The 17142-nt window shown below is 43.8% G+C and carries 18 protein-coding genes; 5 read left to right on the top strand and 13 right to left on the bottom strand.

The genetic code is table 11. From position 1 onward, the window contains the following. Window positions 1–59 precede the first annotated feature (59 nt). The 4 genes from SMUL_RS13555 to aroC are packed head-to-tail and all read left to right on the top strand — an operon-like array spanning window position 60 to window position 3268. Window positions 60–1106, top strand: a complete 1047-nt coding sequence (locus tag SMUL_RS13555; RefSeq protein WP_025345796.1) for a tetratricopeptide repeat protein — start codon at window positions 60–62, stop codon at window positions 1104–1106. Next, window positions 1081–1512 carry a ribonuclease HI gene (gene rnhA, locus SMUL_RS13550; protein ID WP_025345795.1) on the top strand — a complete coding sequence of 144 codons (432 nt, stop codon included), beginning with the start codon at window positions 1081–1083 and terminating at the stop codon, window positions 1510–1512. The genes SMUL_RS13555 and rnhA overlap by 26 nt, the downstream gene beginning before the upstream one ends. A 2-nt stretch (window positions 1513–1514) precedes the next feature. Beyond that, window positions 1515–2198: a ribonuclease III gene (gene rnc, locus SMUL_RS13545; protein ID WP_025345794.1), complete on the top strand. Its 684-nt coding sequence runs from the start codon at window positions 1515–1517 to the stop codon at window positions 2196–2198. Beyond that, window positions 2195–3268 carry a chorismate synthase gene (gene aroC, locus SMUL_RS13540; RefSeq protein ID WP_025345793.1) on the top strand — a complete coding sequence of 358 codons (1074 nt, stop codon included), beginning with the start codon at window positions 2195–2197 and terminating at the stop codon, window positions 3266–3268. Before rnc ends, aroC begins: the two co-directional genes overlap by 4 nt. Before the next feature lie 30 nt (window positions 3269–3298). Here aroC and feoB read toward each other — a convergent pair whose 3' ends face one another. From feoB to SMUL_RS13485, 12 genes are all read right to left on the bottom strand, one after another. Beyond that, window positions 3299–5521: a ferrous iron transport protein B gene (gene feoB, locus SMUL_RS13535; RefSeq protein WP_025345792.1), complete on the bottom strand. Its 2223-nt coding sequence runs from the start codon at window positions 5519–5521 to the stop codon at window positions 3299–3301. Further along, the gene (locus SMUL_RS13530; RefSeq protein WP_025345791.1) at window positions 5521–5745 is read right to left on the bottom strand and encodes a FeoA family protein; all 225 of its coding nucleotides are present in this window, start codon (window positions 5743–5745) and stop codon (window positions 5521–5523) included. Before SMUL_RS13530 ends, feoB begins: the two co-directional genes overlap by 1 nt. Before the next feature lie 136 nt (window positions 5746–5881). Beyond that, window positions 5882–6424 (bottom strand): TlpA family protein disulfide reductase, encoded by a 543-nt coding sequence (locus SMUL_RS13525; RefSeq protein WP_223809714.1) that lies wholly within the window; start codon window positions 6422–6424, stop codon window positions 5882–5884. Further along, entirely contained in the window at window positions 6385–6591 is a 207-nt protein-coding gene (locus SMUL_RS17110; protein ID WP_148295307.1) for a TlpA family protein disulfide reductase, read from the bottom strand. Before SMUL_RS17110 ends, SMUL_RS13525 begins: the two co-directional genes overlap by 40 nt. Continuing rightward, window positions 6566–6868, bottom strand: a complete 303-nt coding sequence (locus SMUL_RS13520; protein ID WP_051492703.1) for a TlpA family protein disulfide reductase — start codon at window positions 6866–6868, stop codon at window positions 6566–6568. The genes SMUL_RS17110 and SMUL_RS13520 overlap by 26 nt, the downstream gene beginning before the upstream one ends. Next, the gene (locus tag SMUL_RS13515) at window positions 6861–7523 is read right to left on the bottom strand and encodes an ABC transporter ATP-binding protein (protein WP_025345789.1); all 663 of its coding nucleotides are present in this window, start codon (window positions 7521–7523) and stop codon (window positions 6861–6863) included. Before SMUL_RS13515 ends, SMUL_RS13520 begins: the two co-directional genes overlap by 8 nt. A 6-nt stretch (window positions 7524–7529) precedes the next feature. Beyond that, window positions 7530–8693 carry an ABC transporter permease gene (locus SMUL_RS13510; protein WP_038533467.1) on the bottom strand — a complete coding sequence of 388 codons (1164 nt, stop codon included), beginning with the start codon at window positions 8691–8693 and terminating at the stop codon, window positions 7530–7532. After that, window positions 8680–9957, bottom strand: a complete 1278-nt coding sequence (locus tag SMUL_RS13505; protein ID WP_148295306.1) for an ABC transporter permease — start codon at window positions 9955–9957, stop codon at window positions 8680–8682. The genes SMUL_RS13510 and SMUL_RS13505 overlap by 14 nt, the downstream gene beginning before the upstream one ends. Then, entirely contained in the window at window positions 9954–11366 is a 1413-nt protein-coding gene (locus SMUL_RS13500; protein ID WP_025345786.1) for a Fe-S-containing protein, read from the bottom strand. The genes SMUL_RS13505 and SMUL_RS13500 overlap by 4 nt, the downstream gene beginning before the upstream one ends. A gap of 109 nt (window positions 11367–11475) precedes the next feature. Next, complete coding sequence (locus SMUL_RS13495) at window positions 11476–12009, bottom strand: iron transporter (RefSeq protein ID WP_025345785.1); 534 nt, start codon at window positions 12007–12009, stop codon at window positions 11476–11478. Between the two features lie 52 nt (window positions 12010–12061). Then, the gene (locus tag SMUL_RS13490; protein ID WP_025345784.1) at window positions 12062–13978 is read right to left on the bottom strand and encodes an FTR1 family iron permease; all 1917 of its coding nucleotides are present in this window, start codon (window positions 13976–13978) and stop codon (window positions 12062–12064) included. A 211-nt stretch (window positions 13979–14189) separates the two neighbouring features. After that, window positions 14190–14738 carry a ribonuclease HII gene (locus tag SMUL_RS13485; protein WP_025345783.1) on the bottom strand — a complete coding sequence of 183 codons (549 nt, stop codon included), beginning with the start codon at window positions 14736–14738 and terminating at the stop codon, window positions 14190–14192. Between the two features lie 74 nt (window positions 14739–14812). Between SMUL_RS13485 and SMUL_RS13480 the strand changes: the two genes are divergently transcribed. Beyond that, the gene (locus tag SMUL_RS13480) at window positions 14813–16063 is read left to right on the top strand and encodes an ATP-binding SpoIIE family protein phosphatase (RefSeq protein WP_025345782.1); all 1251 of its coding nucleotides are present in this window, start codon (window positions 14813–14815) and stop codon (window positions 16061–16063) included. Here the strand turns inward: SMUL_RS13480 and SMUL_RS13475 are convergent. Beyond that, complete coding sequence (locus SMUL_RS13475) at window positions 16052–17125, bottom strand: ATP-binding protein (protein ID WP_025345781.1); 1074 nt, start codon at window positions 17123–17125, stop codon at window positions 16052–16054. The genes SMUL_RS13480 and SMUL_RS13475 overlap by 12 nt on opposite strands. Between the last annotated feature and the right edge of the window lie 17 nt (window positions 17126–17142).

Genomic DNA, 17142 nt, shown 5'->3' with positions numbered 1-17142 from the left:
TTATATCAAGTTTGGTATAATAGAATTCTGTTTCAACTTCATATGCGAAGGTTTACGTTTTGGATAATTTTTTTATAGCGTACCGTGATCCCCTTTTTGGCGTCATTATCTTGTTTGCGATTGTTTTTGTCATCTCGTTTTCCAACTATTGGTGGGGTGTTTTTAAGAGCAAAGAAGAGAAGCAAAGCATCGATAAATTTGTTAAAAAATTTGAAATTGTCACCGATGAAAATGAGTATAAAAAGCTCCTCGAAGACGCTTCCATTCCTCTCGAATCCTTAGCCCTGCTTGCGCATGCGTATGGCAAAGGAGGCGATTATGAAAAAGCGATCAATATCTATCTGGTCACGCTCAAACGCGTTAAAGGCAAAGATGAGAAGCAGTACCTTCTCTCCACGTTGGGCAAGACCTATTTTAAAGCGGGTTTTCTTCGCCGAAGCTCTGAAGTTTTTTTAGAGTCATTGCACCTGCATCCACGCAACGAGGAGTCTTTGAAGTATTTAACCGTTGCCTATGAGCAACTTCAAGAATACACCAAAGCCGAAGAGGTACTGGACTCGTTAGAAGAGTTGGGTGCCAAAGTTGGGGTACAGCGAGCTTACTTAAAAGCGCTTAGTACGATTAAAGACAGTCGCCTTAAAGAGGGCGAAAAAGTTGAAAAACTGCTTGAACTCTCCGCTACAACACCTTTTTTAAAGCGAAAACTGTTTGAATATATGTTGGAAACTGGGATCAAAATCGAGCCTTCATTTTTTGAAACCTTGCCGTTTCGAGGAATGATGGATCTGTTGTGGTATGTGGATTTTATGGTGTATGACATTCTTACATGTAAAGATCCATTGGTGCAGCAAATCGCGATGGCACGGGGACTGGCGCCCTATGTTGAGCCCAAGAGCGAAATGCCGTTTGCGCTCGATGTTTTAGGCAAACTCCACAGTGTGGGTTATACTAAAGCAAGCATCAGTTTTGAGTACCTTTGCTTTGAATGCAAACACGTTTTCCCGATTCATTTTTACAGATGTCCGCACTGCCAAAGCATCGACACTGTAACGATTCAAACCAACCTTATTAAAGCGGATCATGAAGAAAATATCTCTTTTCTGTGATGGCTCCTCCCTCGGCAATCCGGGTTCTGGTGGCTATTGCGCGATTTTACGGTTTGGCAGTACCGAGCGCATTGTCAGTGGTGGAATGGCAAATGCCACCAATAATCAGATGGAACTTTTGGCGGTCATCGAAGGTTTAGCAGCGCTTAAAGAGCCGTGTGATGTGACGCTGATTAGCGATTCGAGTTATGTGATCAAAGGGATTAACGAGTGGTTGGATGGTTGGAAACGCAAAAACTTTGCGAAGGTGAAGAACCCTGAAATGTGGCAACGCTACCTCGATGTCTCCAAAATTCATAAAGTCCATGGCATTTGGGTCAGAGGTCACGATGGGCATGCCGAGAATGAAATGTGCGATAAAATCGCCAAAGAAGAAGCAACAAAAATTAAATTGATGGAGTCATAATCATGCAAAAAAGATTAGAAGCGATACAGAAGCGCTTGGGTTATCAGTTTAGGGATCAAAACCTGATAATCGAGGCACTGACACACAAAAGTTCCAAACAACCGTACAACAACGAGCGCCTTGAATTTTTAGGTGACGCGGTGCTGGATCTCATCGTGGGTGAGTATCTGTACCACGAATTTACAGAGGTCGCGGAAGGTGAACTCTCCAAACTTCGCGCTTCCTTGGTAAATGAAAAAAGTTTTGAAAAACTTGCACGACTGCTACATTTGGGCGAATACATCTACATCTCTTTAGCCGAAGAGAACAACAACGGGCGCGAAAAACCTTCCTTGCTCTCTAACGCATTTGAAGCGATCATCGGCGCACTTTACCTCGAAGCAGGACTTGAAAAGGCGAGGGATTTGGCAGTGGCACTTTTGGAAGAGGCGTACCCTAAAATCGATATGGACGCCATTTTTAGAGACCATAAAACCACACTTCAAGAGCTTACACAAGCCCATTTTGGCATGACGCCAGAGTACCGCTTGGTGCGATCTTTTGGACCGGATCATAAAAAAGAGTTTGAAATTGCTGTCAGCGTGAGAGGTCGTGATCTCTCCGTTGCGAGTGGCAAAAGCAAAAAAGAGGCGCAACAAAAAGCAGCCATGTTGGCGTTGGAGATTCTTAAAAAGGAAGTTCGATGAATACCTTTGGCAAGCGTTTTTGTTTTACGACCTTTGGCGAGTCGCATGGAAAGGCGATCGGATGTGTTGTCGATGGCGTACCAGCAGGGCTAGCAATCGATGAAGAATTTATCCAAAGTGAACTTGATCGTAGAAAACCAGGGCAAAATAAATTTGCCACCGCACGCAAAGAGGGCGATAAAATCGAGATTTTAAGTGGTGTTTTTGAGGGTCTTAGTACGGGCACACCCATCGCGATGGTCATTTTTAATGAGAACCAAAAAAGCGGTGATTACGAGAGTGTCAAAGATCTTTTTCGCCCAGGACACGCCGATTTCACCTATTTTCATAAATACGGCATCCGAGATTACCGTGGTGGTGGACGTAGTAGTGCAAGAGAAACCGCGGCACGTGTGGCGGCAGGGGCGATTGCAAAATTGCTTTTAAATACGTTACATGTAAAGGTTCAAAGCGGCATTTGCGCCATTGGTGGTATTGAAGCCAAAAGCTATGATTTTGCGCGTGTCAGCCAAAGCGAGATTTACGCACTCGATGCCAGTGTCGAAGAGGCGCAAAAGGCAACCATTTTAGAGGCGAAAAATGCGCATGACTCGGTCGGTGGTGTAGCGCTTGTGCAGGTTGTTGGTGCTCCTATCGGACTTGGCGAGCCAATTTACTATAAACTAGATGCCCTCTTGGCAGAAGCGATGATGGGCATTAACGGTGTTAAAGGTGTGGAAATCGGCGAAGGGTTTGGCTCTTCAGTACTGAAAGGCTCAATGAACAATGATGGAATCACGAAAGAGGGCTTTGCCACCAACCACAGTGGCGGCATTTTGGGCGGTATGAGCAATGGCGATGTGATTACATGTAAAGTCTATTTCAAACCGACCCCTTCTATTTTTATCGCGCAAGAGACGATCGACACAAAGGGGAATGTGCTTACATGTAATCTCAAGGGAAGGCACGATCCGTGCATCGCGGTGCGCGGTAGTGTCGTGGCAGAATCGATGGCAGCTTTGGTCCTTGCCGATCTGCTGCTGTTAAATCTAGGATCGAACATCGACCAGCTCAAACGCGTTTACATGTAAAGGTGTGGCTACGCGAGGTAGCCACATTTTTTAACTCAACAGTAGAACGATTCGATAGGTGATAAACGCAAGCACCCACGCGGTGATAAAGGTAAATGCGACTAAGTAGACCGTGTATTTGATGCTCTCAGCCTCTTTGGCAAACACAGCGGTTGCGGCAAGGCATGGCAGATAAACCATAACAAAGACGATAAACGCCATCGCGGAAGCGAGGCTCATATTAGAAGCAATGACTTCACGAAGTGAGGTGTCTTCTTCTGTCACTTCATCACCTAGAGAGTAGAGAACGCCCAGCGTTGAGACAATGACCTCTTTGGCCGCCAATCCACTAATCGTTGCAACCCCCATTTTCCAGTCAAATCCAAGCGGTGCAAACGCAGGCTCGATCGCTTTTCCCATGATGCCAAGGTAGGTATTTTCCACCAATTTTTCATGTTTTTCATTTTCAAGAGCGGCAATGGTGTCTTCGATGGAAGCGGAATCTTGAGTTGTTAGCTCAGCGGTAGCCTCTTCAGTAGGTTTTACCTCCTCAGTCACTTCTTGGTTTGGTGCTACGGTTTCCATGGAAACCGCTTCATCCAGTTGTGCTTGGAGCGCTTCGATCTTGGTTGTGTACTCCTCTTCGATCAGGCTATTTTGAGGGTAAGAGCTGATAAACCAGATAAGCATGGACGCCAAAAGAATGAACGTTCCCGCTTTTTTGATGTACATCGCAGACTTCGAATAGACCACAAACCAGAGCAATTTCAGGCTTGGAAGACGGTACTTTGGCATCTCCATAACAAACGGTTCATCTTCACCTTTAAACGCCGTCACACGCAAAATCTTCGCCGCGATGAGTCCTAAAAGAGCGCCAACGATATAGATAGCAAACAGAGCATTTCCTGCCATGCTTTCATCAAAAAAAGCACCTGCAAACAGAACATACACAGGAAGGCGTGCGCCACAACTCATGAAACCGATGATAAACATGGTAAGCAATCGGTCTTTTTTGTTTTTAAGGGTACGCGCTGCCATATACGCAGGCACAGAACATCCAAAACCGGTGACAAGAGGCACAAAACTTTTACCATGCAGACCAAATTTATGGAAAAATCCATCGAGCAAAAACGCCGCTCTGGACATATAACCCGTTGTCTCCAAAAGCGCAATGCCTAAGAACAGAATCATAATGTTCGGAAGGAACATGATGACGCTTCCCACACCCGCGATGATACCATCGACAATGAGTGATTTCAGCGCCTCGTTGGTGATCGACGCCCCTATAGTTTCACCCAGCCAGCCAAAGCTCTCTTCGATCCAGCCCATCGGAATTTCACCAAGTGTAAAGGTGAGTTGAAACAGTCCCCACATTAAGAAGATAAAGATAGGAAGACCAAGAAGTTTATGAATCAAAATCGTGTCGATTTTTTGTGTAAGATTGCGATTTTTAACGTGAGTAACACTCAGAACTTCGGCGCTCAAACCAGTTGAAAATGCGCTGTGTTGGCGGTTGATAACCTCTTCGATCTCTTCGCATTGGCAGTACATGTAAACATGTCCGAGCGCGTTATTGAGAATCGGCTGGAGCTCAACGTAGAGAGGATGTTCGTGCATGTAAGCGTACATCTCTTTTTTCTGCCACAAAAGCCCAACAGCGATTTGGCGGTTTGTGAGTGCATCTTTGCCATGAAAATGTTTGTCATCTAAAAATTTTACGATGGTTTGGAGTTGCTCTTCGACTTCATCGCTGTAGATCATTTTGGGCTCAACAAGAGGATTTTTGCTTACATGTAAAATCTTTTCAACCAAAAGATCGATGTTGGTTTTAGTCTTAGAAGAGACACGGATACATGGAATAGAGAGAATTTTGCTCATCGCATCGGCGTTGATATGAATGCCTTCTTTGATCGCTTCATCGTCCATATTCAGAGCTATCACCATTTTCTTTTGAAGTTCCATCAGCTCAGTGGTAAGCATTAAATTGCGCTCTAAGTTCGTAGAGTCAAGCACATTTAAGATTAGGTCGTATTCGGCACCCAGCAAAAAGTCTTTGGTTACTTTTTCATCCGCGGCAAAATCTTCCAAAGAGTAAAGGCCTGGAAGGTCGATAAATTCAATAGCAAAATCCTCAGTACTGAGGCGCGCGGTTGCTTTTTCAACCGTAACGCCTGCAAAGTTTCCGATTTTGAGATTGGAGCCACTGATGGCATTGGCAAGGTGACTTTTGCCGACATTGGGTTGTCCTACAAGGGCGATAACAATTTTTTTCATCAGGCAACCTCGACTTCGATGAGTTTCGCTTCATCGAAACGAAGGGCAACGGCGCTAAAGCCAAGAGTAATTTTAATCGTATTTTTTTGAAGGCTTGTCTCGACGACTTCGACCTCTTTACCTACACCAAGACCGAGTGAGAAGAGGCGTTTTTTCAACGAATGTTGTGCGTGTATATGGGTGATATGCGCTTTTTGATTTTTAGTGATTTGAGATAAATCCATAAGCATTCCTTTCTAAATCCAATTTCATAAGAGCGCATTATATAGACAGTAACCTTATGTCTAAATAAAAACGATTATTAAAATACAAATAGAATGGAACTGCTTTCTCGATGCAGTTATAACGTGAGGTGTCGTTTTAAAACTCGTTAGGACGTATCGTTTTGAGTATCTCCTCTAAAAGAGATTTGGGAACAAGCCCTAAAAAACGTTTCTTCTCTTTGCCTTCACTGGAGAAAAAAGCAAACAGAGGCACACCGTAAACGCCACCAACAGCTTTGCTAAAATACTCCGTTGATTGCGGATCTGAGATGACTTTAAAGCGAACATCGTGCTGATTTAAAAAGGCAATGTCGTTATCACTGCGTGCACTTCCGCCTAAAATACCGATGATCTCAACCTCTCCTTGAAAGCTTTGCGCCAATTCATTTAAGTAGGGAATCGCCTCTTTGCACGCACCGCACGTTTTGGAGAAGAAAAAGAGCAGATACGGTTTCTCATACGAGAGCTTTAGACGCACCTCTTTAGGGGTAAAGGTGCTTTGAATGGGTTTGCTCTCACCAATGACGATGTGATTTTTTTGTGTAAGGTTTTCAGTGCAACCACTCAAAAATAAAAATAAAATCCATCCAAAGTAACGCATTAGAGGTACTTCATAATGATTTTTTGAGCTTCCTTCCATGGCAGTTCTCCATGGATGACCTCTTTTAAAACACCGTGATTGTCAATCAAAAACATAATCGGCACGGAACGCACGTTGTAACGTTTAGCCGTAATATCAATATCATCTTTTAAAAGCGGATAGTGAAATTTTGACTGGGCTTCAAACGCGGCAATCTCTGTTCTCATTGATAGAATTGATCGCAACGATGGCTAATGTATCGGGGTATTGCGTTTGTAATTGATCTAACAGTGGCATCGCTTCGGTACATGAGGCACACCCGATCATCCAAAAGCGAAGTACCACGATTTTTCCTGCATAATTGGATAAATGAACCGCGTCACCACTGAGCGTTTTTGCCGAGAGTTCGGGTGCTTGCGCATTCATCTTCGCTTTTTGCGGCACACCAGCGCAGGCAGTGAAAAGCAGTGCCAAAAGGAGAAGGGCAAAAGTAGATTTACGCATGAGGCGCCTCTTCCATTTTTCCATGGCGAAGGTTGATGATGCGATTCGCATAGCGTCCAAGTTCAGGGTTATGGGTGATCAGAATGATCGTCTTGCCTTCTTCCCTTAAACGACAGAAAAGATCGAGGATGACTTTCTCATTTTGCTCATCCAAATTGCCTGTTGGTTCATCGGCGAGGAGGATTTCAGGATCATTTATAAGTGAACGCGCGATACACAAGCGTTGTTGCTCACCGCCTGAAAGCTCGGAAGGACGGTGGGTTAAACGGTGTGCTAATCCCACTTTGGCAAGTGCTGCTTTGGCATCTTCTTCATCCACGCTACTATGGTAGTATTGTGCTAGCATGACATTTTCAAGCGCACTGAGGTAGGGAATGAGGTGAAATTGTTGAAAGATAAGCCCCACTTTTTCACGTCTGATCACAAGCTTTTGCGCTTCATCCAAAAAGCCTGCATTAACGCCACCCAAAAGGTATTCACCACTAGTGGGAGCATCCATTAAAGAAAGAATGTTAAGTAGCGTTGTTTTTCCAGAACCCGATGGGCCCATGATGCTGATCCACTCGCCTTTGTGTACGGATAGATTGATGCCCTCTAATGCGATTACGTCGCCAAATTTTTTTTCAATATTTTTAAGTTCTAATACAGGTGTCATTAAGAATTATTCTCCTCTTAAAATAGTCGCCACAGGCAAGTTCAATGAACGCTTGATGGGAAAATATGCGGCAATGGCTGCAAAGAGCAGCGATAAAATAGTCGCAATCGGAATCGATAAAAAACGAAAATCAATGCCAGAGCCAAAGATAACCGTGCCAAAAAATTGGGATAAAAAGAAGCCTAAAAAGGCACCCAACACCGAAGCAAAAAGGGTCATCAAAAAGGTTTCGGTGCCAAAAAGAGTGGCGACATTGCGTTTGGATGCACCAAGGGCGCGAAGTAGGGCGATCTCTTTGGTACGTGAAAAGATGATGGAGCTAAGCGTGGTATTGACACACATGGAGGTGATGAGCAGTACCGTAAAGGCGACCAATGCCATCAAGAATTTGATTTTATCTAAGATCAGACCTTCTGAGAGTGAGATGCGCGCGAGAGGTTTGGCGCTGAAACTGCCTCCTTTGGAAAGCTCCGAACTGATCGCATTTATTTGATCAAAATCGCCCAAGATGACCGCTTCAACCAGATGGATTTGCCCCGCTTTTCCTAAGACTTTTTGTGCCAAAGGAAGAGAGACAAAAAGAAGTCCATCTTCTTTATCGCCACTGGAGACGATCCCTTTGATGCGAATGGTCGTGGAAAAGCCGCTTTGTTCATTGACTAAATTGATGCTTGAGCCCACTTTGAGTTCCATCTTTTTCGCCAAATCCACCCCAATAAGGGCGTTTCGTTCGTCAAAATCGACGTTGATGTACGCTCCTTGTACGACCTCTAAAAAAGGTTTAGCCACTTTCATCCCTGCAAAGTCAACACCTGCCATCACAGCATCACCCAGACTTAAGCGCACCGTTCCAAAGAGGTAGGGTGAGGCACCTAAAAGGGAGCCTTTTGGGATTACATGTAAAGACTTTTCATAATCACTTTGATCGAAGAAAAGGGATTTTTCAACCGACTGGGGCGTGAAAAGCACATTGGCGCCATACGCCTTGAGCTCTTTGCGCATCTTAGAGTCGATGTCGAGATAAACATTGACAAAAGCTCCCGTCACGCATGCTCCTAGCATGATGGAAATAAAAATGATGAGGGTATGATCGTAACTGAAACGAAGGCTTTTAAAGACCGAACGAAGTAAAAAAGCACTGCGCAAGGTTTGTTTTTTATTTGCGACCATAAAGCACCTCCGCAGGTAAAAGATCGATTACGCCGCGCATCGGAAGCAGTGAGCCCACAAAGGCGATAATGAGCGCAAAACTGATTGTAAGGGGTAAAATAATCCATGAAATTTCAACAGCATGTCCGAAGATACTGAGCGCTATCAGCATCGAAAGTCCATACCCCACAAGCGCTCCAACAGCTCCTGCGATAAGAGCAACACTGAGTGATTCGGCAATGAAAAGCGCGTAGATCGCAAGATTGCTAGCCCCCAATGCTTTTAAGAGTCCGATCTCTTTTTTACGACGGTGAATCTCCGATGCCATCAACGAAGCGATACCAATGGACGCGGCAATGAGCGCGATGATGCTGACCATGCCCATCAGGGATTGGATTTTTTTCACGACTTTGCTCTCGCCATCGCTCACTTTCATCAGTGCCTTTGCCGTAGCACCTTTGTACTCTTCTTCGATTTGGTAGGCAATCGAGCTCACATACGCGGTGCAGTACCAATGGTCATACTCCAAAGTATCGAGCTCCGCAGGGTTTCGTTTGGCTTTCATCGAGAGGTCGTCCTCTGGAACCGTAAGCGCTGAGACTTCCACACGGGAGATTTTTTCAGGTTTACCCAGCAGTGTTTGTGCCAGAGCCATGGACATCATGATCTTGCTCTCCGCCTCTTGTGCCCCTTTTAAAATACCCTTTACATGTAAAGATTTATCTGCCAGTGTGAGGGTGTCGCCAACCGCGATGTGGTGCTCTTTGGCGAGGGTTTCGCCGATCAAAATGTTCGCTTCCGTATCATCCTCGATCCACGCTCCTTCAACGCTCCAAAATGGGTAAAGTGACTTGACGCCAATGCGGTAATTTGGCTCATCAGCAATCGGGAGATTTTTATCAAAATAAGTGCCAATGATGGCAACAGGTATCGACGCTTTCGACCAAGCGATTTTCCCCTCTAAAAAAGGAGCGTACGCTGCGATATTGTTGCGCCAAAAAACCTCTTTGATTTTAGGCAGTTTGCTCTCGTCCAAATAAGCATCTTCTTGCAAAGGCTTAAAGGTTTTGCCTTCGATCTCCATACTCAGTGCGCCACCTTTGGGTAAAACGATGATATTGGAGCCATAACTGCGAAGCTCAAGTGCGACCTTATCGCCAATGCCAAGCGTGATGTTGAGCATCGAAGCGACCAGCATGGAGGCTAAAAAGATAGTCAAAAAGGCGAGCATCTTTTGAGTTTTATTGCCCCAGAGGGCACTTTTAAGGAGTGTGTATTCCATCATTTGTTTATCTCTCCTAACGCTTGGTAGCCTTGTGCTCTCCAGTGCGATTCACTCGCAGTTCCCACGTAGCGCTCAGGGTTTTCTTTAAATTTTTCATAGGTATCGTTGTTCTCAAAGTAGTAGGTTTTTCCACCAAACACATAGGTTTTAGGCGCTTTGAGGTTAATCAATTTGGCACCACTGACGGGGTCACTCACGCTTTTTTCCACGACTTCTGAGAAGTAGTTCACCCCTTTGAGGATCGTCTCTAACTTGAATGTGATCTCTTTGCCATCAAACTGATACGGGAACGGAATAGGATTGCACCCACCTTCTTTACCGACAGATGGGATAAAAATGCGCACATTGCACGCGATACAAATGAGCTCATCGCCTTTTTTGACATAGCCCATATCGCCACAAATCATGCACGCGTCAAACACGGCGACAGGTGCATCTTTCTCTTTGTAACGGTTGAGCAGAAAGAAGCGAATTTTATTGCCCTCATCGGTAATGTACGCAAAACGGTGCAGGTCATTGTCGCGCAAGAGTTCCATCGGAATTTTAAATTCACCATTCACGGGCTCTAAAATTGTGGGTGTCGAAATAGTTGGCGGACGTGAAGCGATCACATCGTAGAAGAGCATAAACGCACTCATTGTAAGCACGATGATAATGTTACATGTAAAGATTTTTTGCAGATATGATCGTGTCGCACGAATGCGCCTAGAAGCGATGACACCCACAGTTTCTTTAGGCTCTTTGCGCGGTTGATGGCGCAGAAAAAGAGTACTTAAGACAACGACGATGGCAAGGTAAATGTACGTGAAAAACGAAGAGTAATGCAACACTTTAGCGACCGCTGAGAGAAGCCACGTTGAGGTCGGAAGTACGCCCAAACGCATTAAGGCAATGCCAAGTTCTCCCAAAATATCTAACAGTAAAAAGAGAGTAGTAAGCGCAATGGCAGTGTTTCGAACGCTAGGACGGCTCTTTTCAGCGACCTTTGTCATCAACCAGTAAAGCAGCAAAAGCAAACATGCGCTTAAGATCACAATGCCCAAAGAGACAATGGAAAGCGTGTCTAAAAGTGCCCCTTTCAGCAGTGGAAAATCACGACTCAGTGTACCGTACTCTATACCAAAAGAGATCGCAAGCAGTGCCATAAGAACCAATTTAACGCTTTTAAAGGGAAGCAGACACACCGCCCAGCCCAGAAGCAATGAAATGGCAATTGCACCGTTGGCATAGAGTTTGAGCGTGGTGTCCCAGAGGTAAAGATTGGCACATTCAAAGAGTCCAATTCCTATCCAAATACCGATAAAAGAGGCTAAAAAAGTGGCTTTGAGGCTCGGGTGTTTTTCCCATAAAGCGCTTAGAAGCGTAAAGCCTAGTAATGCTTGCATCACGTGAATAAAATAAATTGACATTGCGTCGTGTCCTTCAACAAAAACTTGCGTCTTTTTTCGGTTACATGTAAAAAAAAGAGACGCAAATTTTGGGTAGAAAAGAAGAGCACAAAGGCTCTTCTTAGGGTTTTTAGTCTTGAATACCTGTGTATTTAAATTTGTAGCTTGTTGTGAACGGTTCAAACCATTTACCAACCCCCGTTGCCGCGTCAGCATGTCTGCCAAAGCCTTGTTTTGAAGGATTGTCGATCGTAAATTTCACTTCGTAGTTACCCACACCTAGCATTTTGATGTTGGCACCGTAGTGAGGACCATCGGATGCAACCATTGGCATGAAATTACCTTTTTTACTTTTGCCTGTGTCGAGGTTTTTGACCTCATAACTGACCGTTAAATAAGGAATCCACTCGCCTGCGGCAAAACCATTGGTATTACCTTCGGTTGCGCTGATGTCGGCTTCAAGATGCACATCGGCTTGGGAAGGTGCTAGGTCAATACCTTTAGGTTCCATATCAATCGGTTTAAGGTACACAGCAGCAATTGCCATGTGATTCATCACCACCTCTTCGCCGATGGGATACTCTTTAAACTCAGCCTCTGCGGCATGGGCTAACATAACGGCTACGCTCAGTGCTAAGACTGATTTTGCCAACATTTTTAACATAGTTCCTCCTTAGAAAATTTAGATCTCAAAATCGTTCTCCTTTTTTTGAGATTCAAGCTTTTTTCGCTTGAACCATGATGTATAACGAGCCCACAATCAGCCCAATGATAAGCACTGCTTGGGGAATAAGGCTTTGCATGTACGGGTAAATTCCAAGCCACGTTAGCGTTGGAAAGCCCTCAATAAGGGTAGGTTGAAACACTTTGCCTTCCACGAGTTCCATAATGCCTTTGCCCGTAAAAACAATCGCCATATAAAAGATGATTGCACTGGTGATCATGAAAAAAGGCTTAATCGGGATCTTAATTGCTCCTGCTTTGAGGAGGAAAAAGAGGATGACAAGTGCAATGACGCCCGTGCCAAATCCTGCGGCTAACATGCTGTACCCCAGCGGTGTTTTCGCATCGAAAATAAGTGCTTGATAGAACAGCACCGTCTCCGCACCTTCGCGGTAAACGGCTAAAAAGACGGTAAACCAGAGTGCTTTAATCGAGCCAGAACTAAGGGACTCCGAGACCTTCTCAGCGATGTAATGGCTCCATTTTTTCGCATGAGCGTTGGAGAGAAGCCAAAAGCCCACGTAGTAGAGCAGTCCAACAGCGACGAGCATCGTTACACCTTCTAACATTTCACGCGATTCGCCTGGGTTTTGGAAGATCAAGTTCATCACAAAAGCGGTCACAAAACTAAGGGCAATGGCACTCCACAAAGCGCTGTAAACGATGTTAAGACGTGTTGCATTACCGCTTTTAATCAAGTAGGCGATGACGGCGGTGACAACGATAAGTGCTTCAACGCCCTCACGTAAAATAATGATCAACGAGTAGAGGAATTGACTCCATGGTGAATCAGAACCCGAGAGTTTTTCAGCCCCCTTTGCCACTTGCGTATTTAATGAATCCATCTCGTTTAACACACTCCCTGGTGTGCTTTGATTTTTCATGAGTGCAACAATTTTGCTAAATGAGCCTTCGATGCTTGTTTTAAGAGTGCTATCGACTGCGCCAATTTTGACTTCCATTCCACTGGCTTCAAAGATGTCAAAATAGGAATTTTGAACCACTTGCATCGCTTTTTTCGATTCACCTTTGCTGTAGAGTGTGTGCGCTTCGGCCAATTTTGCTTTGAGGTTTGCCATCACAGGAGCAAAATCTTCTTTAACTTCTTCAATCGCCTCTTCTTTAACGCTCACCACCGCAAGTTTAGCCGCGTCTGAGGGTAGTTCAAGAAGGCTATGCCAGATGTTGCTTTTCAAACGCTCTAACTCCTCTTTGAGCTCCTCTTTGGTGTGAATCTCTTCATCCACCGCGCGAATCACACGTCCCATCTCTTGTTGGATTTGGCTATCGCGCCATTTGGAGATGTGTTTACGAACCGCGGTTTCGATCATGCCGTTGCGGTAATCTTCAAATTTAACCGAGGTAATGATAAATTTTGTCTCTTCTTTATCGCCTTTTTCAAAAGCAACCAAGGCTTTGGCGTATTTGGCTTCGATGTGGTTGTAGAGCGTTTTCCATTTAATATCTAATGCAGGTTGAGGTGTTTCAACGACGGTTTGCAAATGGCTGTCATCGCCTTTTTCGGCAACGATGCGTGTTCCTTTTTCCAGTTTGGGAAGCACTTCTGCCATTTCAGCGGAGAGATTATCCATAACGGCTTTGACTTTCACAACAGATGCACCATCGTTAATCAGCTTACGAATGGAGACAAATTGCGCTTCCATCGCGTAGGATTTTTTACCCGAAATGTTGATGCGAATCGGTCCTTCAAGGTTTTCAAAAAGCTCAAAATAGGCACTTTGCGCCACTTGTTTCGCTTCGTCTTGCTCTCCTTTTTCATACAGTGCTAAACTCTCTTGAAAGGTTTGATTGATTCGGTTTATAATATCCGCATAATTCGTTGTAGCCGCCGAAAAAAGCAAGGAAGGGAGAAATCCCATCAGAAATAAGCAGAGCATTTTGTAGTTCATTGAGTTACCTTTGATTCATTACGTTATGCGTTACATGTAAAGAGATTTAATTTTACATATTGATAATCGCAATCGAATAATAGTACTCTAATTCTTTGAGAAGTATTAAATTTGTGTTAAATAATTTTTAACGCACACAGAAAAAAGAGATGAAAACGAAGTTTTTCTGCAAAATTATTTTTTAAAGAAGTAAAAACACCAAAGCTATTGATCAGAACAGCGAAGGTTGAGAGAGTGCTTTGAGTTTGAAGGATTTTCGGTGAATTTCGCAGTAGCCAAAGGCTCTGATTTTTTCTACATGTAAAGCACTGCCATAGCCTTTGTGTTTCTCAAATTCGTACTGTGGATAGGTAGGCGCAATGTTGTACATATAGCGGTCACGGCTGACTTTGGCTAAAATGCTTGCCGCACTGACTTCAGGAACTTTGGCATCGGCTTTGACCATCGTGGTGATACCCGAAACGCCAAAATTGCAGTTACCGTCCATTAAAATCTCATGCTCCGAAAAATGCGCTTTAATCGTTTCTATGGCGTATCTAAGGCAGGCACTGAGTCCTTTTGTATCGACCATGGTATGGTCGCAAAAGACGATTTTAAATTCGGCTTTGCTTTGAAGGATCTCAAAAAAGGCTTCGCGCTGTTTTGGACTTAGTTGTTTAGAGTCATTGAGTCCTGCAACACTCTCTTTTAAAATAGCGCCTGCTACGACGAGCGGTCCTGCTAAACATCCTCGTCCTGCTTCATCAATGCCACATAACATTTCATTCCTTTTAATCTTTACATGTAAACGAAGTTTAGTGTAGATTTGCTAAAATATCCCAAAGGAGTCCATACATGTTCCACCACAAAGAAGATCTTGAAAAAGCGTTCAATAAAGAGCTTTTTGTGATCAAAAACGATCTGTACTATCAGCAAATTGATTTGACGAAAAACAAGAAAAAAGAGCTTTTACGTGTCGACATCTCTTACAAACCGCACAGCACGCTCAGTGGCGACACCTACTCCCTTCGCAAAACCAACGATGGAAGGTTGGTGGGATTTATCGCTGATGCGATGGGCAAAGGGCTTTCTGCGGCGATGAGTGCGATGGCGATCACACGATTTTTGAACTACTTTTTTGATGAGCTCGAAGAGGAAGAGGGCTTTGTTTTTGATGTGTGGATCACCAAAACGCTCAAATTTTTACAAAAAAATCTGTTTGATGAAGAGATCATGAGCATTGTGCTCGTGGAGTATGACATTCATGCATCGGTTATCAAATACGCCTCCTGTGGTATGCCCGCTTTTTTTATCATCAGTGAAAAGGGTGAGTTTCAATCGATTCGCAGTAACAATCCTCCCTTAAGTGTTTTCACAAAAAGTGTTCAAAGCAACACCCTTCCTTCCGTTCCGATTGCAAAGATGCTCTGCTACAGCGATGGGCTCAGTGAGAGTCTCCTGCGTGATGGAAAACTCTATGCTTCGTGTTTGAAAGAAGATTTTATTGACTCTATGTGTGTGAAAGATTTTCGCGATAAAGTGAAAGAGCGTATTGGCAAGGGGGATGATGATCTGACCTATATTTACATCCAAAAATTGGAGCTTCCCAAAACGTTTAAGGTTCTGCGTATCCCGAGCACCTACGAAGCGATCGATGCAGCACTGCTTGGCATTACGCAGTATCTTAAAGCGCATTATATCGATAGCAAAACATCGAGTCAGATTATGCTAACCCTCTCAGAGCTACTGTTAAATGCTTTGGAACATGGCAGTTTTGGAGTCGATAAAGCACGGAAAAATTATCTGATTGAGCACAATTTGTTTGATGAAGAGATGCTGCGACTTGAGAAAGTGCATCAGCGTAAAAAGATCAAAATTGTCTATGGCATCCTTCCTAATGGTAAACGCGAACTTTTTGAAGCGACGATTAGTGACCAAGGCGAAGGGTTTGATACGATGGTGCTCAAAAACATTGTCCTCAATGCTGAGAAGTTTAGCGGGCGTGGGTTTGTTATTATTCGCAAACTTTTAGACCATTTTTATTTCAACAAAAAAGGCAATGCCATTACGATTCAAAAATTCATCACACCCACGTTAGAGTTGTAACGCCCATTCCCAAAAAGGGGCGATGGAAAAGCTAAATCCTTCAATGTCTTTGGCACTTTCACTGCTCAGTGTGACGACTTCAATACGCTTTACATGTAAAGCCCAAAAGGTCGGTAAAAGCTTTTGAAGTTTCATCTCAATCGCCTCCGTGGTTGCAAAGCCAACGCACACAATGGCTAAGGATTCTTCGGGGAGAAAAAAGTCAATCCCCTCTTCGTAAAAGACGTTTTTATCGCGCTTAATTAGCTCCAAAAAAACCATATTTTCAAAACGTTTCAAAAAATCTTTTTTAAAGGTGAGGGCATCTTTGAGCGCAAAATCAATCGGATAGACCTTTTTAGCGGCACTGGGTTGATTGTACTTTTCTACAAAAAAGAGAAGCTTTTGGTCGATCAACTCGGATGTGATGGCATACAGTTTATCTTTGGAAATTTTTGTAAAACTCTTTAAGTGGTTGTAAATTTGAAACAGCGAAATTTTGCTTCCTTGCAGTTCGCACAACCGTTTGTAGATCAAAAAGGTGGTCGTGTCGTTTAAGATAAGATGCAGCATCATCTGCATCTGCCGTTGATAATCTTGCTCAACACTTTGCACAATATGTGGGTAGGTGCCGTGACTGGCAAAGAGATTGAAGAGATGCTCAATATTCGAGTGCTTTTTATCAAACGAGATAAACTCCTCAAAATCCAGTGGGTAAAGTGTGAGGGAGTCAAAGCCCGCAAGTGTTTTACATGTAAAAGAGGTTGAAAGCAATATTTCCTCGACATTGGGAAGTTCAAAGGAGAAGTCAAAATGCTCGATGACGAGGAGTTTGATGCGGTTTTTTTGAATAAAAAGAGACACGTTTTCAGCCACCAAATGAGGCTCCACACGATCATCGGAAAAATCAATATAGAGATAACTCCCTTTTTCATAATGGCTTAAATGATCAACAATCAGATGGCTTTTACCACTCTTTCGTGGTCCATACAGAATGGTTTTTTTGTGCGTGATGGATAGTTTTCGATCCAAAAAGAGACCATTTTTAAAATTCATTTCGTAAAAAAATTGGAGTGTTTGCATCATTTTCCTTTTGGGAA

Origin of the sequence: Sulfurospirillum multivorans DSM 12446 (assembly GCF_000568815.1) — a bacterium.
In the GTDB taxonomy this organism is placed as follows: Bacteria; Campylobacterota; Campylobacteria; order Campylobacterales; family Sulfurospirillaceae; genus Sulfurospirillum; species Sulfurospirillum multivorans.
This window is presented reverse-complemented; position numbering and strand designations above follow the sequence as displayed.

Bases quoted from the DNA above. Each gene is read 5' to 3' on its own strand.
- SMUL_RS17110 (WP_148295307.1), bottom strand. From the start codon at position 6,591: ATGAGAACAGAGATTGCCGCGTTTGAAGCCCAGTCAAAATTTCACTAT.
- SMUL_RS13515 (WP_025345789.1), bottom strand. From the start codon at position 7,523: ATGACACCTGTATTAGAACTTAAAAATATTGAAAAAAAATTTGGCGAC.
- SMUL_RS13495 (WP_025345785.1), bottom strand. From the start codon at position 12,009: ATGTTAAAAATGTTGGCAAAATCAGTCTTAGCACTGAGCGTAGCCGTT.
- rnc (WP_025345794.1), top strand. From the start codon at position 1,515: ATGCAAAAAAGATTAGAAGCGATACAGAAGCGCTTGGGTTATCAGTTT.
- SMUL_RS13520 (WP_051492703.1), bottom strand. From the start codon at position 6,868: ATGCGTAAATCTACTTTTGCCCTTCTCCTTTTGGCACTGCTTTTCACT.
- SMUL_RS13510 (WP_038533467.1), bottom strand. From the start codon at position 8,693: ATGGTCGCAAATAAAAAACAAACCTTGCGCAGTGCTTTTTTACTTCGT.
- SMUL_RS13485 (WP_025345783.1), bottom strand. From the start codon at position 14,738: ATGTTATGTGGCATTGATGAAGCAGGACGAGGATGTTTAGCAGGACCG.
- SMUL_RS13500 (WP_025345786.1), bottom strand. From the start codon at position 11,366: ATGTCAATTTATTTTATTCACGTGATGCAAGCATTACTAGGCTTTACG.
- SMUL_RS13505 (WP_148295306.1), bottom strand. From the start codon at position 9,957: ATGATGGAATACACACTCCTTAAAAGTGCCCTCTGGGGCAATAAAACT.
- SMUL_RS13475 (WP_025345781.1), bottom strand. From the start codon at position 17,125: ATGCAAACACTCCAATTTTTTTACGAAATGAATTTTAAAAATGGTCTC.
- rnhA (WP_025345795.1), top strand. From the start codon at position 1,081: ATGAAGAAAATATCTCTTTTCTGTGATGGCTCCTCCCTCGGCAATCCG.
- SMUL_RS13530 (WP_025345791.1), bottom strand. From the start codon at position 5,745: ATGGATTTATCTCAAATCACTAAAAATCAAAAAGCGCATATCACCCAT.
- SMUL_RS13490 (WP_025345784.1), bottom strand. From the start codon at position 13,978: ATGAACTACAAAATGCTCTGCTTATTTCTGATGGGATTTCTCCCTTCC.
- SMUL_RS13480 (WP_025345782.1), top strand. From the start codon at position 14,813: ATGTTCCACCACAAAGAAGATCTTGAAAAAGCGTTCAATAAAGAGCTT.
- SMUL_RS13525 (WP_223809714.1), bottom strand. From the start codon at position 6,424: ATGGAAGGAAGCTCAAAAAATCATTATGAAGTACCTCTAATGCGTTAC.
- feoB (WP_025345792.1), bottom strand. From the start codon at position 5,521: ATGAAAAAAATTGTTATCGCCCTTGTAGGACAACCCAATGTCGGCAAA.
- aroC (WP_025345793.1), top strand. From the start codon at position 2,195: ATGAATACCTTTGGCAAGCGTTTTTGTTTTACGACCTTTGGCGAGTCG.